The 17,965-nt window shown below is 65.1% G+C and carries 21 protein-coding genes, 1 pseudogene and 1 riboswitch; of the genes and pseudogenes, 3 read left to right on the forward strand and 19 right to left on the reverse strand.

The window, feature by feature from the left end; translation table 11 throughout:
- Window positions 1–28 precede the first annotated feature (28 nt).
- Window positions 29–961: a LysR family transcriptional regulator gene (locus UW3_RS0101305; protein ID WP_010220335.1), complete on the reverse strand. Its 933-nt coding sequence runs from the start codon at window positions 959–961 to the stop codon at window positions 29–31.
- A 117-nt stretch (window positions 962–1,078) separates the two neighbouring features.
- On the opposite strand from UW3_RS0101305, the gene UW3_RS0101310 reads away from it, so the two are divergent.
- Complete coding sequence (locus UW3_RS0101310; protein WP_010220336.1) at window positions 1,079–1,342, forward strand: DUF2798 domain-containing protein; 264 nt, start codon at window positions 1,079–1,081, stop codon at window positions 1,340–1,342.
- Window positions 1,343–1,348: 6 nt separating this feature from the next.
- Here the strand turns inward: UW3_RS0101310 and UW3_RS0101315 are convergent, their stop codons facing one another.
- The 14 genes from UW3_RS0101315 to cobO form a co-directional block, all read right to left on the reverse strand.
- Window positions 1,349–1,900: a glutathione peroxidase gene (locus UW3_RS0101315; protein WP_010220338.1), complete on the reverse strand. Its 552-nt coding sequence runs from the start codon at window positions 1,898–1,900 to the stop codon at window positions 1,349–1,351.
- 42 nt (window positions 1,901–1,942) lie between these two features.
- Window positions 1,943–2,065 (reverse strand): hypothetical protein, encoded by a 123-nt coding sequence (locus UW3_RS30045; RefSeq protein ID WP_257792352.1) that lies wholly within the window; start codon window positions 2,063–2,065, stop codon window positions 1,943–1,945.
- Window positions 2,062–3,264 carry an MFS transporter gene (locus tag UW3_RS0101325; protein WP_010220339.1) on the reverse strand — a complete coding sequence of 401 codons (1,203 nt, stop codon included), beginning with the start codon at window positions 3,262–3,264 and terminating at the stop codon, window positions 2,062–2,064. The genes UW3_RS30045 and UW3_RS0101325 overlap by 4 nt, the downstream gene beginning before the upstream one ends.
- A gap of 62 nt (window positions 3,265–3,326) precedes the next feature.
- Window positions 3,327–3,731, reverse strand: coding sequence for a MarR family winged helix-turn-helix transcriptional regulator (locus tag UW3_RS0101330; RefSeq protein WP_010220341.1), 405 nt, complete (start codon window positions 3,729–3,731; stop codon window positions 3,327–3,329).
- 50 nt (window positions 3,732–3,781) lie between these two features.
- Window positions 3,782–4,510, reverse strand: a complete 729-nt coding sequence (locus UW3_RS0101335) for an adenosylcobinamide-GDP ribazoletransferase (protein ID WP_010220342.1) — start codon at window positions 4,508–4,510, stop codon at window positions 3,782–3,784.
- 1 nt (window position 4,511) lies between these two features.
- Entirely contained in the window at window positions 4,512–5,081 is a 570-nt protein-coding gene (gene cobC / locus UW3_RS0101340) for an alpha-ribazole phosphatase family protein (protein WP_010220343.1), read from the reverse strand.
- Complete coding sequence (cobT, locus tag UW3_RS0101345; RefSeq protein WP_010220344.1) at window positions 5,078–6,133, reverse strand: nicotinate-nucleotide--dimethylbenzimidazole phosphoribosyltransferase; 1,056 nt, start codon at window positions 6,131–6,133, stop codon at window positions 5,078–5,080. Before cobT ends, cobC begins: the two co-directional genes overlap by 4 nt.
- Window positions 6,130–6,651: a bifunctional adenosylcobinamide kinase/adenosylcobinamide-phosphate guanylyltransferase gene (gene cobU / locus UW3_RS0101350; protein WP_010220345.1), complete on the reverse strand. Its 522-nt coding sequence runs from the start codon at window positions 6,649–6,651 to the stop codon at window positions 6,130–6,132. The genes cobT and cobU overlap by 4 nt, the downstream gene beginning before the upstream one ends.
- Window position 6,652: 1 nt before the next feature.
- Window positions 6,653–8,107 (reverse strand): cobyric acid synthase, encoded by a 1,455-nt coding sequence (locus UW3_RS0101355; RefSeq protein ID WP_010220346.1) that lies wholly within the window; start codon window positions 8,105–8,107, stop codon window positions 6,653–6,655.
- On the reverse strand, window positions 8,104–9,096 hold the full coding sequence (cobD, locus tag UW3_RS0101360) for a threonine-phosphate decarboxylase CobD (RefSeq protein WP_010220347.1): 993 nt from the start codon (window positions 9,094–9,096) through the stop codon (window positions 8,104–8,106). The genes UW3_RS0101355 and cobD overlap by 4 nt, the downstream gene beginning before the upstream one ends.
- Complete coding sequence (gene cbiB / locus UW3_RS0101365) at window positions 9,089–9,997, reverse strand: adenosylcobinamide-phosphate synthase CbiB (RefSeq protein ID WP_010220348.1); 909 nt, start codon at window positions 9,995–9,997, stop codon at window positions 9,089–9,091. Before cbiB ends, cobD begins: the two co-directional genes overlap by 8 nt.
- On the reverse strand, window positions 9,997–10,650 hold the full coding sequence (gene bluB, locus UW3_RS0101370) for a 5,6-dimethylbenzimidazole synthase (RefSeq protein ID WP_162471120.1): 654 nt from the start codon (window positions 10,648–10,650) through the stop codon (window positions 9,997–9,999). The genes cbiB and bluB overlap by 1 nt, the downstream gene beginning before the upstream one ends.
- A complete protein-coding gene (locus UW3_RS0101375) occupies window positions 10,641–11,936 on the reverse strand; it encodes a cobyrinic acid a,c-diamide synthase CobB (RefSeq protein ID WP_010220351.1) in 1,296 nt (431 codons plus the stop codon). The genes bluB and UW3_RS0101375 overlap by 10 nt, the downstream gene beginning before the upstream one ends.
- Entirely contained in the window at window positions 11,933–12,544 is a 612-nt protein-coding gene (gene cobO, locus UW3_RS0101380) for a cob(I)yrinic acid a,c-diamide adenosyltransferase (RefSeq protein ID WP_010220352.1), read from the reverse strand. Before cobO ends, UW3_RS0101375 begins: the two co-directional genes overlap by 4 nt.
- 164 nt (window positions 12,545–12,708) lie before the next feature.
- Window positions 12,709–12,931: riboswitch (cobalamin riboswitch) on the reverse strand.
- 148 nt (window positions 12,932–13,079) lie between these two features.
- Between cobO and UW3_RS0101390 the strand changes: the two genes are divergently transcribed.
- The gene (locus tag UW3_RS0101390; protein WP_010220353.1) at window positions 13,080–13,658 is read left to right on the forward strand and encodes a hypothetical protein; all 579 of its coding nucleotides are present in this window, start codon (window positions 13,080–13,082) and stop codon (window positions 13,656–13,658) included.
- Window positions 13,659–13,726: 68 nt separating this feature from the next.
- Window positions 13,727–15,043, forward strand: a pseudogene (locus UW3_RS26360) (PQQ-dependent sugar dehydrogenase).
- Between the two features lie 78 nt (window positions 15,044–15,121).
- On the opposite strand, the gene UW3_RS0101400 reads toward UW3_RS26360, so the two are convergent.
- The 4 genes from UW3_RS0101400 to hda form a co-directional block, all read right to left on the reverse strand.
- Window positions 15,122–15,769, reverse strand: a complete 648-nt coding sequence (locus tag UW3_RS0101400) for an O-methyltransferase (protein ID WP_010220354.1) — start codon at window positions 15,767–15,769, stop codon at window positions 15,122–15,124.
- A 17-nt stretch (window positions 15,770–15,786) separates the two neighbouring features.
- The gene (locus UW3_RS0101405; RefSeq protein WP_010220355.1) at window positions 15,787–16,320 is read right to left on the reverse strand and encodes a C40 family peptidase; all 534 of its coding nucleotides are present in this window, start codon (window positions 16,318–16,320) and stop codon (window positions 15,787–15,789) included.
- Window positions 16,321–16,453: 133 nt separating this feature from the next.
- A complete protein-coding gene (locus tag UW3_RS0101410; protein ID WP_010220356.1) occupies window positions 16,454–17,089 on the reverse strand; it encodes a C40 family peptidase in 636 nt (211 codons plus the stop codon).
- Between the two features lie 115 nt (window positions 17,090–17,204).
- Entirely contained in the window at window positions 17,205–17,909 is a 705-nt protein-coding gene (gene hda / locus UW3_RS0101415) for a DnaA regulatory inactivator Hda (RefSeq protein WP_010220358.1), read from the reverse strand.
- Window positions 17,910–17,965 lie beyond the last annotated feature (56 nt).

The raw sequence follows: 17,965 nt of genomic DNA on the forward strand, positions 1-17,965 counted from the left end.
TTGCAAAAAATGGGGTGACCATAGATTTTCATGCTTGCTCGCAAGGCCAGAGGTGGGCCAGGCGGCCCTGTAAGTAGTCCATGAACAGCCGCACCTTGACCGTCATGGCAAAGCGGTCGGCCACGCACAGGTAGACGTCCATCGGCTCGGTCTGGGCATAGGCCCTGGCCGATTGCGAATATTCGAACAACGCCACCAGCTGGCCGCGCTCGAGCAAGGGCCGGGCGACAAACTCGGCCAGGCGGGCAATGCCGCCATCCTGCACGGCCATCTGGGTCAGCACGTCGATGTCATCGCTGATCAGCACCTTGTCGAACTCGGCATCGAAGCGCAGCCCTTCGCGGACAAAACCCCAGCGCAGAAAACGACCGTCCACCGGGTAGCGGAACACCAGGCAGCGATGCTCCTTGAGTTGCTCTGGCGATTGCGGCCAACCGGCTGCCGCCAGGTAACCCGGCGACGCACAGCAAATGAACGGCACCCGGGCGATGTGCCGGGCCAGCAGGCCATCTTCAAGTTGCGGCTGGATTCGCAGGCTGACATCGACACCTTCCTGAGCGTGGTTGACGCGCCGATCATTCGTAACCAACTCAATTGAAAGCTGCGGATAGCGCGCGCTGAACGCCGGAATCAACGGTGCCAGTACGTGACGGCCGAACGCCGAGGACGAAGCGATGCACAAGCGCCCTTTGGGCTCGCAATCCGGGGTTGTGACCGCCTGCTGCGCCTGCTCGAGGTCGCGCTCAATGTGTTTGACCTTGTCGTAGTACAGGCTGCCACTGGGGGTCAGGGCCATGCTACGGGTAGTACGCGCGAGCAGGCGCACCTGCAGGTGGGCTTCCAGGCGGGCGATATTCTGGCTCACGGCGGCGGCACTCAGGCCCAGGCTACGAGCGCCACCGGCAATGCTGCCGGCTTCGACAACCTTGATGAAACTCTTGATCGAACCAAGCAGGTTCATGACAGGCTTCCGGGCATTCGTAAGATCTTCTTTATAAAGACCTAAGTCCGAGGCGTCTACCCCGGCCACAGGCAGCCTTGTTAGGCTGCGCCCTCATCCACTGCCAACGGAGTCCGCATGACGACCCAGACCAGCGTCCGCAGCCGACGCAAGCTCGGCGTTCGCGCCACCCCTTACGTGTTCGCCTTCTACATGTCGGCGATCATGGCCCTGCTGATGTGCTTTGTGATTACCGCCGCCAACGCCGGCATCGACGAGCAGTACCTGGGCAACGTGCTCAGGGCCTACCAACTGGCCATGCCGGTGGCCTTCGCCTGCGTACTGGTGGTGCGCCCGATCGTGCTCAAGCTGGTGGCCTGGACCGTGCACGCCAGCCACTGAGGCAGCTCAGGGCTGGGAAGCGATGGCCTTCTCGATCGCCGCCTTGAACGCCGGATCATCCGGCTTGGTTCGGCTGGAGAAGTTAGCCACCACCTTGCCCTGGCGGTCGATCACGTACTTGTAGAAATTCCACTTCGGCGCGCTGCTCTGCGCAGCCAGCGCCTTGAACAGTGGCGTGGCATCACTGCCGCGCACCGGCTGGGCCTGGGTCATGGTGAACGTCACGCCGTAGTTGGCGTAACAGACCTTGGCGGTCTTCTCGGCGTCGGCGTCTTCCTGCTTGAAGTCGTTGGACGGCACCCCGAGCATTTCCAGACCCTGCCCGTGGTATTGCTGATAGATGCTCTCCAGCCCTTTGAACTGCGGGGCGAAGCCGCAATAGCTGGCAGTATTGACCACCACCAGCGGTTTGCCGGCAAAGCGCTCACAGAGGTTGATCTGCTCCTTGCCGCGCAGCTCCGGCAGCGTGCTGTCTAGCAGCGCCGGGCACTCGCCGGCCAGGGCATTGGCAGCGGCGGCCAGGGTCAACAGTGGAACCAACATCCAGCGTGTGCGCATCTTTTTTCTCCTTGAAACGGACCTGGAGAAATCAGAGTACTCCTAGCACACGCCCATGCCCAACTGCATCAACGCCAGACCGCCTTCATGCCAGCCCCACCAGGCCAGCGCCAGCACCAGCACGGCGGCGAGGCCGAGCACGGTGCGAATGGCCATAGGGCTCATGCCGCTTGCGCCTGCAAGCGCGCGACCGGGCGCTCGCGTACCGGCCAGTTGAGCGCTGCGGCGAGCAGGCTGAGAAGGATGGAAATCTGCCAGACAAGGTCATAGTTACCGGTCTGGTCATACACCACCCCACCCAGCCAGCCACCGAGAAACGCGCCCAACTGGTGAAAGAGGAAAACGATCCCACCCAGCATCGACAGGTTACGCACACCGAACAGGGTGGCCACGGTGCCATTGGTCAAGGGCACGGTCGACAGCCACAGCAGGCCCATGGCGATACCGAACAGATAGGCACTGAACGGGGTGATCGGTGCCCACAGGAACAGCACGATGACCACCGCGCGCAACAGGTACAGGGCGGTCAGCAGGCGCGGCTTGGACATCCTCCCGCCCAGCCAGCCGGCGGTGTAGGTGCCGACGATATTGAACAGCCCAACCAGCGCCAGCACGGTGGTGCCGATGGTGGCCGGCAGGTGCTGGTCGACCAGGTAGGCCGGCAGGTGCACGCCAATGAACACCACCTGGAAACCGCAGACGAAAAAGCCCAGGGCCAGCAGCCAGAAGCCTGAATGCGAGCAAGCTTCGCGCAGGGCCTGGCCGAGGGTCTGCTCATGGCCATCGCTGGGCAACGGTCGATCGCGCAACAACCCTACCAACGGCACGATAAAGGCCACCAGCAAACCCAGCACCAGCAAGGCCGCCGACCAGCCCAGCCAGCCGATCAGGCCCAGTGTGCCGGGCAACATGGCGAACTGGCCAAAGGAGCCGGCGGCACTGGCGATACCCATGGCCATGCTGCGCTTCTGCGCCGGTACGGCACGGCCGACCACGCCGAGGATCACCGAGAACGAAGTGCCCGACAGGCCGATACCGATCAACAGGCCGGCACTGAGCGACAGGGTCAGGGCCGAGTCGGACATACCCATCAGCACCAGGCCGACGGCATAGAGAATACCGCCGACCATCACTACCTTGGCCGCCCCCAGGCGATCGGCCAGGGCGCCGGCAAACGGCTGGGCCAGGCCCCAGATCAGGTTCTGCAAGGCAATGGCGAAGGCGAACACGCCACGGCCCCAGCCAAAGTCAGCACTCATCGGCGCCAGGAACAGGCCAAAGCCGTGCCTCACGCCCAGCGACAGCGCCAGGATCAGCGCCGCGCCAAGGAGAATCCACCCACTGGTTCGCCATACCGATGTCATTTTTGTTGTCTCCAGTGCCGCAAGGTTATGCGGGTATATACCCGCTTTTAATCGTAAAAAGCTCAGGCCAGCAACTCCAGCAGGCGCACCAGTTCGTCGCGCTGGCCCTCGCCAAGGGTGTTGATCAAATCGCTTTGTGCCTGCTCCCAGGCCGGTTCCGCTGCCTGTAGGCGGGCCCTGCCCTGCTCGGTCAACAGGACGATACGATTGCGCAGGTCCTGCCCTTCGGCCAACGCCACCAGGCCGTCGGCCTCCAGCACCCGCAGGTTGCGCCCCAGGGTGCTGCGGTCCAGGCCCATGGCCTCGGCCAGGGTGGAAATACTCGGTTGGTCCAGGCGCCGCAAATGGCGTAGCAGGGAAAACTGCGCAACATTGATCCCGAAGCCGTCGAGGGCCTCGTCATAGTGTCGGCTCACCCCGCGGGCGGCGCGACGCAGGTGGGTGCAGATGCATTCGCTGGTCAACATAATGCGTGTATATACCCGCACCTGGGCAACTGCAAGCCTTTATTCGCCGCTCACAGCACCAGGGCGATCAATACCGCCAGCTCCAGCAGCTCCAGCATGGCCCCGGCGGTATCACCGGTAGTACCGCCCAGACGACGGACCATCAACCGGCGCAGCCAGGCGAAGACCGCTGCGGCAACCAGCACAGCCCACAGCCCTTTGAGCCCTGCCAGCAGTCCACAGGCCAGCGCGCTGAGCAGCAAAACGAGCGTGCCCGACCGACGCGGCAGGTGATCCGCCAAGGCCTGGCCCAGCCCGCCGCTGCGCACATACGGCGTGCTGAGGAACAAGCCCAGCAACGCCGCACGGCCAATCAACGGCGCGAGCAACAGCAGCAGCCCCTCGCCGCGCTCGATCAGCGCCAGCAAGGCACAGAACTTGAGCAGCAGCACCAGCACCAGGGTAACCACGGCAATCGGCCCGCTGCGTGGGTCTTTCATGATCAGCAGGGTGCGCTCGCGGTCGCCGAAACCGCCCAGCCAGGCATCGGCGCTGTCAGCCAGGCCATCCAGGTGCAAGGCACCGCTGAGCAGCACCCAGGCACTGAGCAGCAAAGCACCATGAAGCAGCAACGGGCTGCCAGCCAGCAGCGCGTTCAGCCCCCAGAGCAGCGCCCCGAACAACAGCCCCACCAATGGGTAGAACAGCAGCGAGCGGCCCATCTGCTCCGGCGCCGGCATGCCCGGCAAGCGCACCGGCAAGCTGCTGAGAAACTGCAGGGCGATCCAGAACGCCAGCATCTCAGTGCACTTCCCGCAGGCTGCCGTCGGCCAGCAGCTCAAGGCGAAACAAGGCGCCATGGGCCACTTCGACCTGCAGTAATTGTTCTCGGGGCAGGCCACGGGCGCGGGCCAGCAACAGGCGCATCACGCCGCCATGAGTGACCAGTAGCAAGTGCTTGCCGGCATGCCCCTGGTGCAAGGCGCTGATGGCCTGCAATACCCGTGCGGAGAAATCCGCCACGGGCTCGCCGCCTGGCGGTGTGAAAGCATAAGGGTCAGCCCAGAATTGCCCGAGTTCGGCTTCGTGGGTGAGCATCAGGTCTGCCGCACTGCGCCCTTCCCACTCGCCGAAATGCAGCTCCTGCAGCCCCGGCGCCAGTTGCAGCGGCAGGTCCAGCTGGGTGCCCAACGCTTCGGCAAAGCGTGCGCAGCGTTGCAATGGCGAACTGACCAGCGCATCCCAGGGCCCCGCAGCCTTCACCGCCGCCTGCATCTGCGCCCAGCCCGTGTCGGTCAGAGCATCGTCGAGGCTGCCGCGCAGGCCGCCGCCCCGTTCGGTTTCGCCGTGGCGCAGCAGGTCGATGATCATGCCGGACGGTCCGCAACCGCGGCTTCGGCGAAGGTCGCCATCTGCCCGTGCAGGTCGCAAGCCAGGCGCAGTAGCGGCACCGCCAACGCCGCACCACTGCCCTCGCCCAGGCGCAAGCCCAGCTCCAGCAGCGGCTCGGCGTCGAGCGCGGCAAGCACCCGGCGATGCCCGGGCTCGGCGCCGCGATGGCCGAACAGCAGCCAGTCACGACACTGCGGGTTGATGCGCGTGGCTACCAGGGCGGCGACGGTGCAGATAAAGCCATCCACCAGCACCGCGACACCGGCCTGGGCGCACCCCAGGTAGGCACCGACCAGCGCGGCGATCTCGAAGCCGCCAAAACACAACAGCCGTTGCAGCGGGTCGTCGCCAAGGTCCGCGTGCTGTTTCAGGGCACGCTCGATGACCTCGGCCTTGTGCCGTACACCGGCGGCATCCAGGCCGGTGCCCGGGCCGCTGAGCTCGGTAGCCGGGCAACCGAGCAAGGCACAGGCCAAGGCGCTGGCGGCAGTGGTGTTGCCGATGCCCATCTCCCCGCCGATAAACAGCCGGGCACCGCTGGCAGCGGCGCGCAAGGCACTCTCGCGCCCGCCCTGCAGGGCCAGCAGGCCCTGTTCGTGAGTCATCGCCGGCACCTGGGCGAAGTTGGCCGTACCGGGGCCGACGCGCAGGTGGCGCACACCCGGCAGTTCCAGCGCCAGGTCGATGGTGCCCAGGTCGATCACTTCCAGTTGAGCATTCAACTGCCGCGCCAGCACACTGATAGCGGCGCCGCCGCTGACGAAGTTGTGCAGCATCTGCCCGGTCACCGCCTGCGGATAGGCGGAGATGCCTTCGGCGACCACGCCGTGATCGCCGGCGAAGATGGCGATCCAGACCTGCTCGACGCTCGGTTTGAGCTGGCCCTGCAGGCCGGCCAGTTGCACCGCCAGTTGCTCCAGGCGGCCCAGCGAACCGGCCGGCTTGGTCAGTTGCTGTTGACGCGCCAGGGCCTGTTCGCGAACAGCCTGGTCAACAGGACGGCAGGCTTCAAGCCACCAGGTTTGACTCATAGTGCAGGTCCTTTGAGGGTAAGTGGCAGGCCGGCGACGGTCAGCACCACGCGCTGGCAGCGCTCGGCAATGGCCTGATGCAGCCAGCCGGCTTCATCGACATAACGGCGGGTCAATTCGCCCATGGGCACCACGCCCAGGCCGGTTTCGTTGCTGACCAGGATGATTTCGCCCGGCAGGCCCGCCAGGCAGTCGAGCAGCGCCGAGCGTTCAGCCGCCAGGCGCTCGGGGTTGTCGAGCATCAGCAGGTTGGTCAGCCACAGGGTCAGGCAGTCGACCAGCAGGCAACGTTCGGCACCAGCAGTGGCGCAGAGCACCCGAGCCAGTTCCAGCGGTTCTTCGATCAATGCCCACTCGGCCGGACGCCGCTCGCGGTGCAACTGCACCCGCGCATTCATCTCGCCATCGAGCGGTTCGCTGGTGGCGATGTAGGTGACCGCCAAGCCGCTTTGGCTGGCCAACTGTTCGGCCAGGCGGCTCTTGCCCGAACGGGCGCCGCCAAGAATCAGGTTGAGCATGTCAGTTCAGTCCGCAGAGTTGGCGCAGGCGCGCGGTGTCCAGATGCTGCTCGACCAGGTCGGCCAGGCGCTCGATGTCGCGTTCGCGCAGGGCGTGATAGTCGATTTGCTCTACCTCCTGCAGCCCAGCCCAGCGCAACAGCGCGGCGCAGCTATGCGGCGCCTCGAACAGGCCATGCAGGTAGGTGGCGAAGATCTGCCCGTCGGCACTGAGGGCGCCGTCGGCGCGGCCATCGTCCAGTTGCACCGCCGGGCGCTGCAGGGCCGGCCCCTGGGTTACGCCAGCATGAATCTCGTAGCCGCTGATGGCTGCCTGTTCCAGTTGCAGGGTGCCAGCGACATTGCGCAACTGCTTCTCGGCTTCCAGCACGGTGACAAAGTCCAGCAGCCCCAGGCCATCGCTGGCACCGGCAGGCCCTTCCAGGCCCAATGGGTCTTCCACACGCTGGCCGAGCATCTGCAGCCCGCCGCAAATGCCCAGCACCTTGCCGCCATAACGCAGGTGGCGGCTGATCGCCTCGTCCCAGCCGCGCTCGCGCAACTGTGCCAGATCGCCGCGTACGCTCTTGGAGCCAGGCAGGATGATCAGGTCGGCCGGCGGAATCGGCTGGCCGGGGCCGATGAACTGCAAATCGACCTGCGGGTGCAGGCGCAGCGGGTCGAAATCGGTGTGGTTGCTGATACGCGGCAGCACCGGCACGATGACCTTGAGCTGACGCCCGGCCTTGATGCCCTGGCGCTGGTCGATGCCGTCTTCGGCTTCCAGGTGCAGGTCCAGCACATAGGGCAGCACGCCCAGCACCGGTTTGCCGGTACGTGCTTCGAGCCAGTCCAGGCCCGGCTGGAGCAAAGCGATATCACCGCGAAAACGGTTGATGACAAAGCCCTGGACCCGTGCCTGTTCGCTCGGCGAGAGCAATTCCAGGGTGCCGACCAGATGGGCGAAGACCCCGCCGCGGTTGATGTCGGCAATCAGAATCACCGGGCAGTCCACCGCCTCGGCGAAGCCCATGTTGGCGATGTCGCCGGCACGCAGGTTAATCTCGGCCGGCGAGCCGGCACCTTCGACCATCACCAGCGGATAGGCCGCGCTCAGGCGCTGGTGCGAGGCCAGTACCGCCTGCATGGCGATGGCCTTGTAGTCGTGATAGGCCACGGCATTCATGCTGGTGACCGCGCGGCCATGGACGATCACCTGGGCACCGGTGTCGCTGTTGGGCTTGAGCAGCACCGGGTTCATGTCGGTGTGCGGCGCCAGGCCGGCCGCCTGGGCCTGGACCGCCTGGGCCCGGCCGATCTCGCCACCTTCGGCGGTCACGGCGCTGTTAAGCGCCATGTTCTGCGGTTTGAACGGCACCACCGCAACGCCCTGGCGCAGCAGCCAGCGGCACAGCGCGGTCACCAGGGTGCTTTTGCCGGCATCGGAGGTGGTGCCCTGCACCATCAGGGTGGTCATGGTTGTTCCTTGCGGTATTCGCTGAAGGCCAGGGCCAGGCGCTGGAAGTCCTGCTCGCTGGCCGGCAGGCCGAAGCGCAGGCTGGGCGGCTGGGTGAACAGGCGCAGGAGGATGCCGCGCCGGGCCATGAATTCATGCAGTTGCGCCGCCTGATCGGTGACCAGGTACTGGAACAGGTCGCAGCTGCCGTGGGGGGCAAAACCTGCCGCGCTGAGTACCCCGGCCAAACGCTGGCTGGCAGCGGCGCAGCGAACAATCTGCTGTTGATGCGCGACGCTATCGAGCAGGCAGGCCTGGCCGAGGACCCGGGTCGGGCCGCTGATGGTCCAGGGCCCGAGCTGTTCGGCGAGCAGCTGCAACAGATGACGTTCAGCCAGGACAAAGCCCAGGCGTACACCGGCCAAGCCAAAGAACTTGCCGAACGAGCGCAGCACAATCAGCCCGGAGCGCTCGGCATGCGCGGCGATGCTGTGTTGCGGGGTGTTGTCCATGAAGGCTTCATCGACCAGCAGCCAGCCGCCCCGGCGAGCCAGGCGCGCGTGCCATTCCAACAGTTGCTCGGCAGATATCAACCGAGCGCTGGGGTTGTTGGGGTTGACCACCACCAGCACGTCGAGGCTGTCGAGGTAGTAATCGACCTGATCTTCAGGCAATTCGCGCACCCGGTGCCCGGCGCGGCGCCAGCCTTCGGCGTGTTCGGCGTAGCATGGCGACAGGACGCCGACCGTGCCGGGGCGGCGCAGACGCGGCAAGGCCTGGATCGCCGCCTGGGAACCGGCCACCGGCAGCAGTTGCTCGACCTGGTAATACTCGCAGGCCGCCCGCTCCAGGCCGTCGTCGGTCTCGGGCAGGCGCGCCCAGGCGCGCAGCGGGATCTCGGGGATTGGATAAGGCCAGGGAGCAATGCCGCTGGACAGGTCCAGCCAGTCTTCGCGGGCAATGCCGTACTGCTGCACTGCGCGTTGCAGGCGACCACCGTGTTCAAGCATAGAATTCAGCCCCCAGGCACACCAACAGCAACCACAACCACACGCCCTGGCAGACCAGGCGCCAGCCGCGCTCGATGGCCTCGGCATCGGCCTGCGGGCCTTCGCCCAGTTGCGGGCGCTGGTGCAGCTCGCCGTGGTACACCGCCGGGCCGCCCAGCTCGACACCCAGCGCCCCGGCGCCGGCAGCCATCACCGGGCCGGCGTTGGGGCTGTCCCACAACGGCGCCTGGCGCCGCCAGCAGCTCAGGGCCAGGCGGGTCTTGCCCAGCAGCGCGTAGGTCAGGGCCACCAGCCGCGCGGGAATATAGTTGAGCAAGTCGTCGATTTTCGCGGCGGCCCAGCCGAAGCGTTCGAAGCGTTCATTACGATAGCCCCACATCGCGTCGAGGGTGTTGCTCAGGCGATAGAGCACCACCCCCGGTACGCCAGCAACGACGAACCAGAACAGCGCGGCAAACACCGCATCGCTGCCGTTCTCCAGCACCGATTCGGTGGCGGCGCGGGCCACGGCGGTTTCATCCAGCTCGCGGGTTTCGCGGCTGACCAGATAACCTACGCGCTGCCGGGCTTTTTCCAGGTCGCCCTGGCGCAAGGCTTCGGCCACCGGCGTCACGTGCTCGCCGAGGCTGCGCAGGCCCAGGGCGCAGTACAACGCCAGCACTTCGACCAGCCAGCCAATGTACGGCAGCCAGGACAGCAGCATGGCCACGAAGGTCAGCGGCACCACCGCCAGGAACCAGGCGCTGACACCATGGCTGCGCCAACCACGGCCACCGGCATTCAAGCGTTGCTCCAGACGCCCGGCCAGGCGCCCGAAGGCCACCAGTGGATGCCGGCGCTTGGGCTCGCCCAGCAGCGCATCCAGCGCCACCCCGGCCACCGTCAGCAACGCCACACTCATCAAGACTCTCCCCAGTGATTTTCAAACAGCATGTCGTGCAGCGGTCGCGCCGTGGTCCAGCCTTCGAGCACCAGCATCGGCGCCGGGTAAAACGCCTGCACCGGGCCCAGGCAAAGGATCGCCAGCGGCTTGGCGCCGGCCGGCATGCCCAGCAACTCGGCCAGGGCCTGGGGCTCGAACAGCGACACCCAGCCCATGCCCAAGCCTTCGGCGCGGGCGGCCAGCCAGAGGTTCTGGATCGCACAGGACAGCGACGCCAGGTCCATCTCCGGCAAGGTCCGGCGGCCGAAGATATGCGCTTCGCGTTCATCCATCAGCGCGGCGACCAGCAGTTCGGCGCAGTCGTTGATCCCTTCGACCTTGAGTTTCATGAAGTCGTCGGAGCGCTCGCCCAGGGCTTGCGCGGTACGCAACCGCTCCTCTTCCACCAGGGCCTGGATACGCTGACGCAGTTCCCGTTGAGTGATGCGGATAAACCGCCAGGGCTGCATCAAGCCGACGCTGGGCGCCTGGTGCGCAGCCTCAAGCAAACGGGCGAGCAGTTCAGGGGCGACTTCGCCGCCGCTGAAATGGCGCATGTCACGGCGCTCGCCGATCGCGCGATAGACCGCCGCGCGTTCGGCTTCGGTAAAAGCATGTTCGTTCATGGACACAACAGCGCCGCCGACGCCTGGGGGTTGGAAGCAAAGTAGAAATGCACGTAGGACGCCGTCAGCCGCCCGTGGCGATAGACCGCCTCGGCACCGCGGCCACCGTTGGGGCTCTGGCCACGGGCAATCGGTTCAAGTTCGGTGCTGGTCAGCGAGTGATGGTAGGTGTGCCCGCGCAAGGTGCCTTCGGGCAGTTCCACCGCCTGCAGAGCCAGGGCGGCCAGGCGCTTCTGCATCACCGCCTCGCCGGCCAGCAGGCCGAGCAGTTCGGCACGCTCGCCGCCGACATCGGTAAGGGCCTCGAGCAGGTAAAGCATGCCGCCGCATTCGGCCAACAATGGCTTGCCGGCGTGATGGTGGGCGCGAATGGCTTCGAGCATCGGTGTGTTGCTCGCCAGAGCCTGGTGATGCAGCTCCGGGTAACCACCGGGCAGGTACAAACTGTCAGCATCCGGCAGGTTGGCATCATGCAGCGGCGAGAAGAACGCCAGCTGCGCCCCCATGGCCCGCAGCAGGTCGAGGTTGGCGCCATAGGTGAAGGCAAAGGCTTCGTCGCGGGCAACCGCGATGCGCACACCCTGCAACAAGGGCTCGATCGCCCGCTCGGTCGGCGCGGCGAACCTCACCGCCGGCGGCAAGGCCGCATCGCAACTGGCACCCAGGGCGGCGGCAGCCGCATCCAGGCGGGCATCGAGGTCGTTCAGCTCACTGGCCTGCACCAGGCCCAGGTGGCGGCTGGGCAGCTCGATGCCGGTTTCCCGTGACAGACCGCCATACCAGCGCAAGCCTTCGGTCAGGCTGCCTTCGAGCAACTGGGCATGGCGCAGGGTACCGACGCGGTTGGCCAGTACCCCGGCAAACGGCAGGTCCGGCTGATAGCGCGCCAGGCCCAGGGCCAGGGCGCCGAACGTCTGGGCCATGGCCGTGCCATCGATCACCGCCAGCACCGGCACGCCAAAATGACGGGCCAGGTCAGCGCTCGATGGCGTGCCATCGAACAACCCCATGACCCCTTCGATCAGGATCAGGTCGGCCTCAGCCGCCGCTTCCCACAACAACCGGCGGCTTTCCTGCTCGCCGACCATCCACAGGTCAAGCTGATACACCGGCGCACCGCTGGCGCGCTCAAGGATCATAGGGTCGAGAAAATCCGGGCCGCACTTGAACACCCGGACCTTGCGCCCCTGGTTGCGATGCAGGCGCGCCAGCGCGGCGGTCACTGTGGTCTTGCCCTGGCCGGAGGCCGGTGCGGCAATCAATACCGCCGGGCAATGGCGCGCGTCACTCATAGTTCGACGCCCTTCTGGGCGCGAATACCGGCCTGGAAAGCGTGCTTGATCATGCCCATTTCGGTGACGGTGTCGGCCAGTTCGATCATTTCATCCTTGGCCGCACGACCGGTGACGATCACGTGCTGCATCGGCGGGCGCGCCTGCAGGTCGCTGAGGACCTGGTCCAGATCGAGGTAACCGTGCTTGAGGGCGATGTTCAGTTCATCGAGCACCACGAAGGCGATCGACGGGTCCTGGAGCATCTGCCGCGACACCGCCCAAGCGGCTTCGGCGGCGGCGATATCACGCTGGCGGTCCTGGGTTTCCCAGGTAAAGCCCTCGCCCATCACGTGGTAGCGCACCTGCTCGGGAAAACGGCGGAAAAACAGCTCCTCACCGGTGCTGTTGCGGCCTTTGATGAACTGCACCACACCGCACTGCATACCGTGGCCCATGGCCCGGGCAAGCATGCCGAAGGCCGAACTGCTCTTGCCCTTGCCGTTGCCGGTGAGCACCAGCAGCAGGCCGCATTCGTTGGGCGAATTGGCGATGCGCTCGTCGATGACGGCCTTCTTGCGCTGCATACGGGCCAGGTGGCGCTCGTCGCGCTCGGTGGATTCAGTCATGAGGTTCTCCGCAAACCACTGTCGGCCGGCCCGCAACGAGCCTGGCAGCCTGTGGCTGCTCAAGGATCGCGAAGGAAACGGCGTGACAGATGAATGGATATGGCAGACGGAAAACGCGCAGGGCTGCGGCACAGGCCGGAGGAACCGCGCATCACCCTCCGTGATGCCGTTGGCTGTTACAGGCCGGTCTCCGGGCTTGTGAGCGGGGCCATGAACACCCGGGACCGCGCGCCTTCCCGGGTTGAACACCCAGTGGCCCTGCGCGGCCTTGACTCACCTACCGTTGCGGGGGCAGCGCCGGATTCGCGCGCCTTGCACGCCCACCGGCTTCCCTGTTTCACCCTGCCAGGCCATAGCCCACAGAGCACCTGAAACAAGTCGCGAAGGTTAGAGGGTTGCACCCGGAGCGTCAATGAAAGGCGCTGAACTGGCCTGGATCAATGGCGCCTTTGTCATCTTGTGTAACACTGACTTCAGTGATATCAAATAGCCATAACTTCGGCTGTACTCGATCACAACTATAAGGGAGAGCAGCATGCAAGGCCTGATCATCAATAACGCGCGCCTGGAGTTCCTGCGCCCCGCCCTGGAACGTTGGGTTGATTGCATCGACCGCTTCAACCAGACCCTCGGCGATGGCGAGGCGCCCTACTGGCACGGCGCCCAGGCCAACCTCGGCCTGCTCTCGGCCGCCGCCTGGCAAGCCGAGCTGGTGACCCTGCAACAGCACCAGAGCAAGAAACAGCGCGAGGACGGTGATCGTGAAGGCCGCTGCGACCTGTACATCGCCAACCACGAAGAAGCCGCCTACCTGCAAGGCAGCCAGCGCTGGCCAAAGATTGCCAAGCTCGATTTGAACAACGCCCTGGCCGAGACCGTTTACGCCGCCCGGCAGATCGCTGCGCCCAGCCAGCTCAAGGTTGCCGCGCTGTTCGCCAGCCCCTGGAAAGCCGGCCAGCACGCCAGCCCCGAAGAGCTGCAGGACCTGGTCGACGACCTGCAAAAGCACAACGCCTGCGCCATCGCCTGGTACTTCCCCTACGCTTACCGCAAGCTGCACAACGAAGCCGGCCAGTATTACCCCGGCATCGCCCTGCTGCTCAAGCAGGCCTGAAGCGGGGAACCTCCCACGCCTGGCCCGCCTCTACTGGCAATAGCGGCCAATGTTGCGAGAGAAACGACATGGGTATCAAGCCGATTGCACTGCTGCTGGCAGTGACCGCGGGGTTAAGCGGCTGCGGCGAGCACGCGCGCCTGGATGTCAGCGACGGGGTTGGCCCGTCGCCGCAGTTGCCTGAACCCAACAAGACCCTGATCCCCACCGTCAACATCGCCCCTGCCATAGGCTGGCCCCCGGGCATGACGCCCAAGGCCGCCCCCGGCACCCAGGTAGTGGCCTTCGCCGAAGGCCTGGACCACCCGCGCTGGCTCTATGCCCTGCCCAATGGCGATATCCTGGTTGCCGAAACCAATGCCCCACCCAAGCCCGATAACGGCATAGGCATTCGTGGCTGGGTGGTGGGCAAGATCATGGACCGGGCGGGCGCCGGCGTCCCCAGTGCCAACCGTATCAGCCTGCTGCGCGACAGCGACCATGACGGCGTGGCGGAAACCCGCACGACCTTTATCGAGCACCTCAATTCGCCCTTCGGCATGGCCCTGGTTGGCAATGACTTTTACGTCGCCGACACCGATCGCCTGCTGCGCTTTCACTACCAACCCGGCGCCACCTCGATCCACGGCCCCGGCACGCCGGTGGCTGACCTGCCGGGCGGTACGCTGAACCATCACTGGACCAAGAACGTGATCGCCAGCCGGGATGGCAAGAAGCTCTACGTCACTGTCGGCTCCAACAGCAATGTCGGCGAGAACGGCATGGACCAGGAAAAAGGCCGTGCGGCGATCTGGGAAATCGACCCGGCCAGCGGCCAGCAGCGCATCTTCGCCTCTGGCCTGCGCAACCCCAACGGCCTGGCGTGGGAACCACACACCGGCCAGCTGTGGACCGCGGTCAACGAGCGCGACGAGATCGGCAGCGACCTGGTGCCCGACTACATCACTTCAGTCAAGGATGGCGGCTTCTATGGCTGGCCTTACAGCTATTTCGGTCAGCACGTCGATCAGCGGGTCAACCCTTCCGACCCGAACCTGGTGGCCAGCGCCATCGCCCCGGACTATGCCGTTGGGCCGCATACGGCTTCGCTGGGCCTGACCTTTGCCGAGCCCGGCGTGCTGCCGCCGCCGTTCGAGCAAGGCGCATTCATCGGCCAGCATGGCTCATGGAACCGCAAGCCGCACAGTGGCTAAAAAATGATCTTCGTGCCCTTCAGCACCGCTGGCAGGCCCGCAGGCAAACCGATTGACCTGCTGAGCGGGTTTCTCAATGACGAGGGCAAGGCCATGGGCCGGCCGGTGGGGGTGATCAATGACCAGCGTGGTGGCGTGCTGGTGGCTGATGATGTGGGCAACAAGATCTGGCGGGTGAGCAAGGCCAAGTGATCCGGAGGCCGCTATGCGGCCCATCGCCGGCAAGGCCGGCTCCCACACAGATCGCATGCACTATTACCCTGCGCCCTCTCAGCGCTTGCGGCACAAGGTCAAGCCATCGCCAATCGGCAGCATCGACAGGTCCACCCGCGGGTCATCCTTGAGCTTGTGGTTCAGTGCCTGGATGGCCCGGGTGTCTTCGCTGTCCGGCTTTTTCTCAAGCACCCGTCCGCTCCACAAGGTGTTGTCGAACAGCACCAGCCCGCCAGTACGCAGCAAGCGCAGGGACTCTTCCAGGTACTGCGGGTAATTGGCCTTATCGGCATCGATGAAGATCAGGTCATAGCGTTCTGACGGCAGTGTCGCCAGGGTTTGCAAGGCGGGTGCCAGGCGTAGTTCAATGCGCTCAGCGACTCCGGCCTCCTGCCAGTAGCGCCAGGCCACGGCGTTATAGCTGCCTTCAAGGTCGCAACAGAGCAACTGCCCATGCGCCATGGCCTGGGCCATGCACAAGGCGCTGTAGCCGGTGAACGTGCCCACCTCGATGATCCGCTGGGCGCCGATCAGGCGCACCAGCAGCGCCAGCAACTGGCCCTGCTCCGGCGCCACCTGCCAGCGCGCTTCAGGCAAGGCCTGGGTTTCGGCACGCAAGCGGGCGAGCAAGGGCGATTCGCGCAGCGATACGCTTTGCAGGTAGTGGTAGAGCGGGTCGTCGAGGTAGAGCGTCTGAGCGGTCATCGTCTACCTCGCGAAAGTCAGGGGTTACGCGCCAGGTGTGCCGGCTGCAGGACGCGCTTGGCGTTCAGGTAGGTTTTTTGCCAGTAACTGTTGGACAGGTAGTCCAGGCGCACCGTTCCACCGGTGGCCGGGGCATGGACGAAGCGCCCCTCGCCGACATAGATACCGGCATGGCTGACTTGCGATCCACCATTGGTGGCGAAGAACACCAGGTCACCGGATTGCAGCTCGTTGCGCTCGATGCTCGGCGCACGGATGCCGATCATTTCGCGGGTCGAACGGGGTAGCGAGATACCGGCGGCATCGCGATACACATAGCCAATCAGGCCACTGCAATCGAAACCCGAATCCGGGGTATTGCCGCCCCAGCGGTAAGGCGTGCCGACCAGGCCCAGGGCGCGGAACAGCACGTCTTCGGCAACCGGGGAGAAGTACACTTGCGGCGCCATCACCGCAGGCTCGACCACTTTACGCGGGGCCGGGGCATGGCTTGAGCAGGCACCAAGCAGTGCCGCGAGGGAAAGTACCGCGAAGCGCGCCATCATCGCCATGGTCAGAACATCCTGTCTGAAGCCGCTCCGGCCAGAGCCGAAAAGAGTTGAGAGTTTAGATTAGACGCTTTCTGTAAACACGCACGGCGACGAGCTTTTCAGCTGCGTCGCCGTGGTCGAACCTGTCGAAGGATCAGTTGCGCGAAATGGTGGTCGCGGCCGGAGCCATGGCCAGTGCACGCTTGGCTTCGATGAAGGTCTTGCTCCAGTAGCGATCACCGAGCTTGTCGATGCGCACACCACCGCTGCGGCGGCTGCTGGAGTGGATGAACTGGTCGTCACCGAGGTAAATCCCGGCGTGGCTGACGCGCCCGCGACCATTGGTGCTGAAGAACAGCAGGTCGCCTGGCTTGAGGTTGTTGCGAGCAACCAGCGGGGCCTTGACGTTGATCATTTCGCGGGTGGAGCGCGGCAGGTTGAGGCCGGCTTCTTCGCGGAACAGGTAGCCGATGAAGCCGCTGCAATCAAAGCCGGTGTTCTCGGAGGTACCACCGAAACGGTAGCGGGTACCGATCAGCGACATGCCGCGCTCGAGAATGTTGTCGGCCAGGGCTGGCAGCTGGTAAGGCTTGCTGCTGGCGAAATCTTGCAGCTCTGCTTCGGTGGCCAGCTCTTCCTCGAGCGTCGCCTGGACGGAGGACTTGGTCGAAACCTGAGCGGAAACCGGTTGCTGCTGAACCTGCTGCTGCGATACGGGACCGGTGGTCGCGCAGCCAAAAAGCAGGGTCACGAGTGCGAGGGGCACGAGGAGTGCGAAGCGATTTAGCATGGGCACGACCGTGTCTGGAATTTAAAGAAGCCGAGACTATGCCTTCTATCGCATCGATTTGCAAATTCAATCGAAAAAAATGTGACTTTTATGTGCCGAGGCTCTAGCCCCTGCCTTACCAGCCCAACGTTTCTTTCAAAAACGGGATGGTGAGCTTGCGCTGAGCCTGCAACGAGGCCTGATCGAGGCGCTCGAGCAGGTCGAACAATGCACTCATGCTGCGGGTACCACGGGTGAGAATGAAGTGCCCGACCTCGTCGGTCAGGTGCAGGCCACGGCGCGAAGCGCGTAATTGCAGGGCGCGCAGCTTGTCTTCATCCGACAGCGCACGCATCTGGAAGATCAGTGCCAGGGTCAGGCGCGACTTCAGGTCAGCCAGTTTGATCGGCAGTTCGCGGGGCGAGCTGGAGGCGGCCAGCAGCAGGCGCCGGCCACTGTCGCGCAGGCGGTTGAAGAGGTGGAACATGGCCTCCTCCCACTCCGGCTTGCCGGCAATCACGTGCAGGTCGTCGAGGCAAACCAGTTCGTACTGCTCGAGGTTGTCGAGCAGTTCGACGCCGCGGTCGAGCAATTGCGCCAGGGGCAGGTAGACCGCCGGCTCCCCCAGTTGCTCGAAGCGCAGGCAGGCAGCCTGCAGCAGGTGGGTACGGCCTACACCTTGCTTGCCCCACAGGTAGATCAGGCTTTCGGTCCAGCCGGCGTCGGCTTCGCAGAGTCGCTCGACGTAGCCCAAAGCGGCGGCGTTGGCACCCGGATAGTAGTTGATGAAGGTGGCGTCATCACGCAGACGCACACCCAGGGGCAACTGGATCGGTTTCATGCTGGCTGGGCAGTTCCGGGGAACCGCAAGGGGCCTTTTGTGAAAAGTCTGCAAAG

It is taken from the genome of Pseudomonas donghuensis (assembly GCF_000259195.1).
GTDB classification, from domain to species: Bacteria; Pseudomonadota; Gammaproteobacteria; order Pseudomonadales; family Pseudomonadaceae; genus Aquipseudomonas; species Aquipseudomonas donghuensis.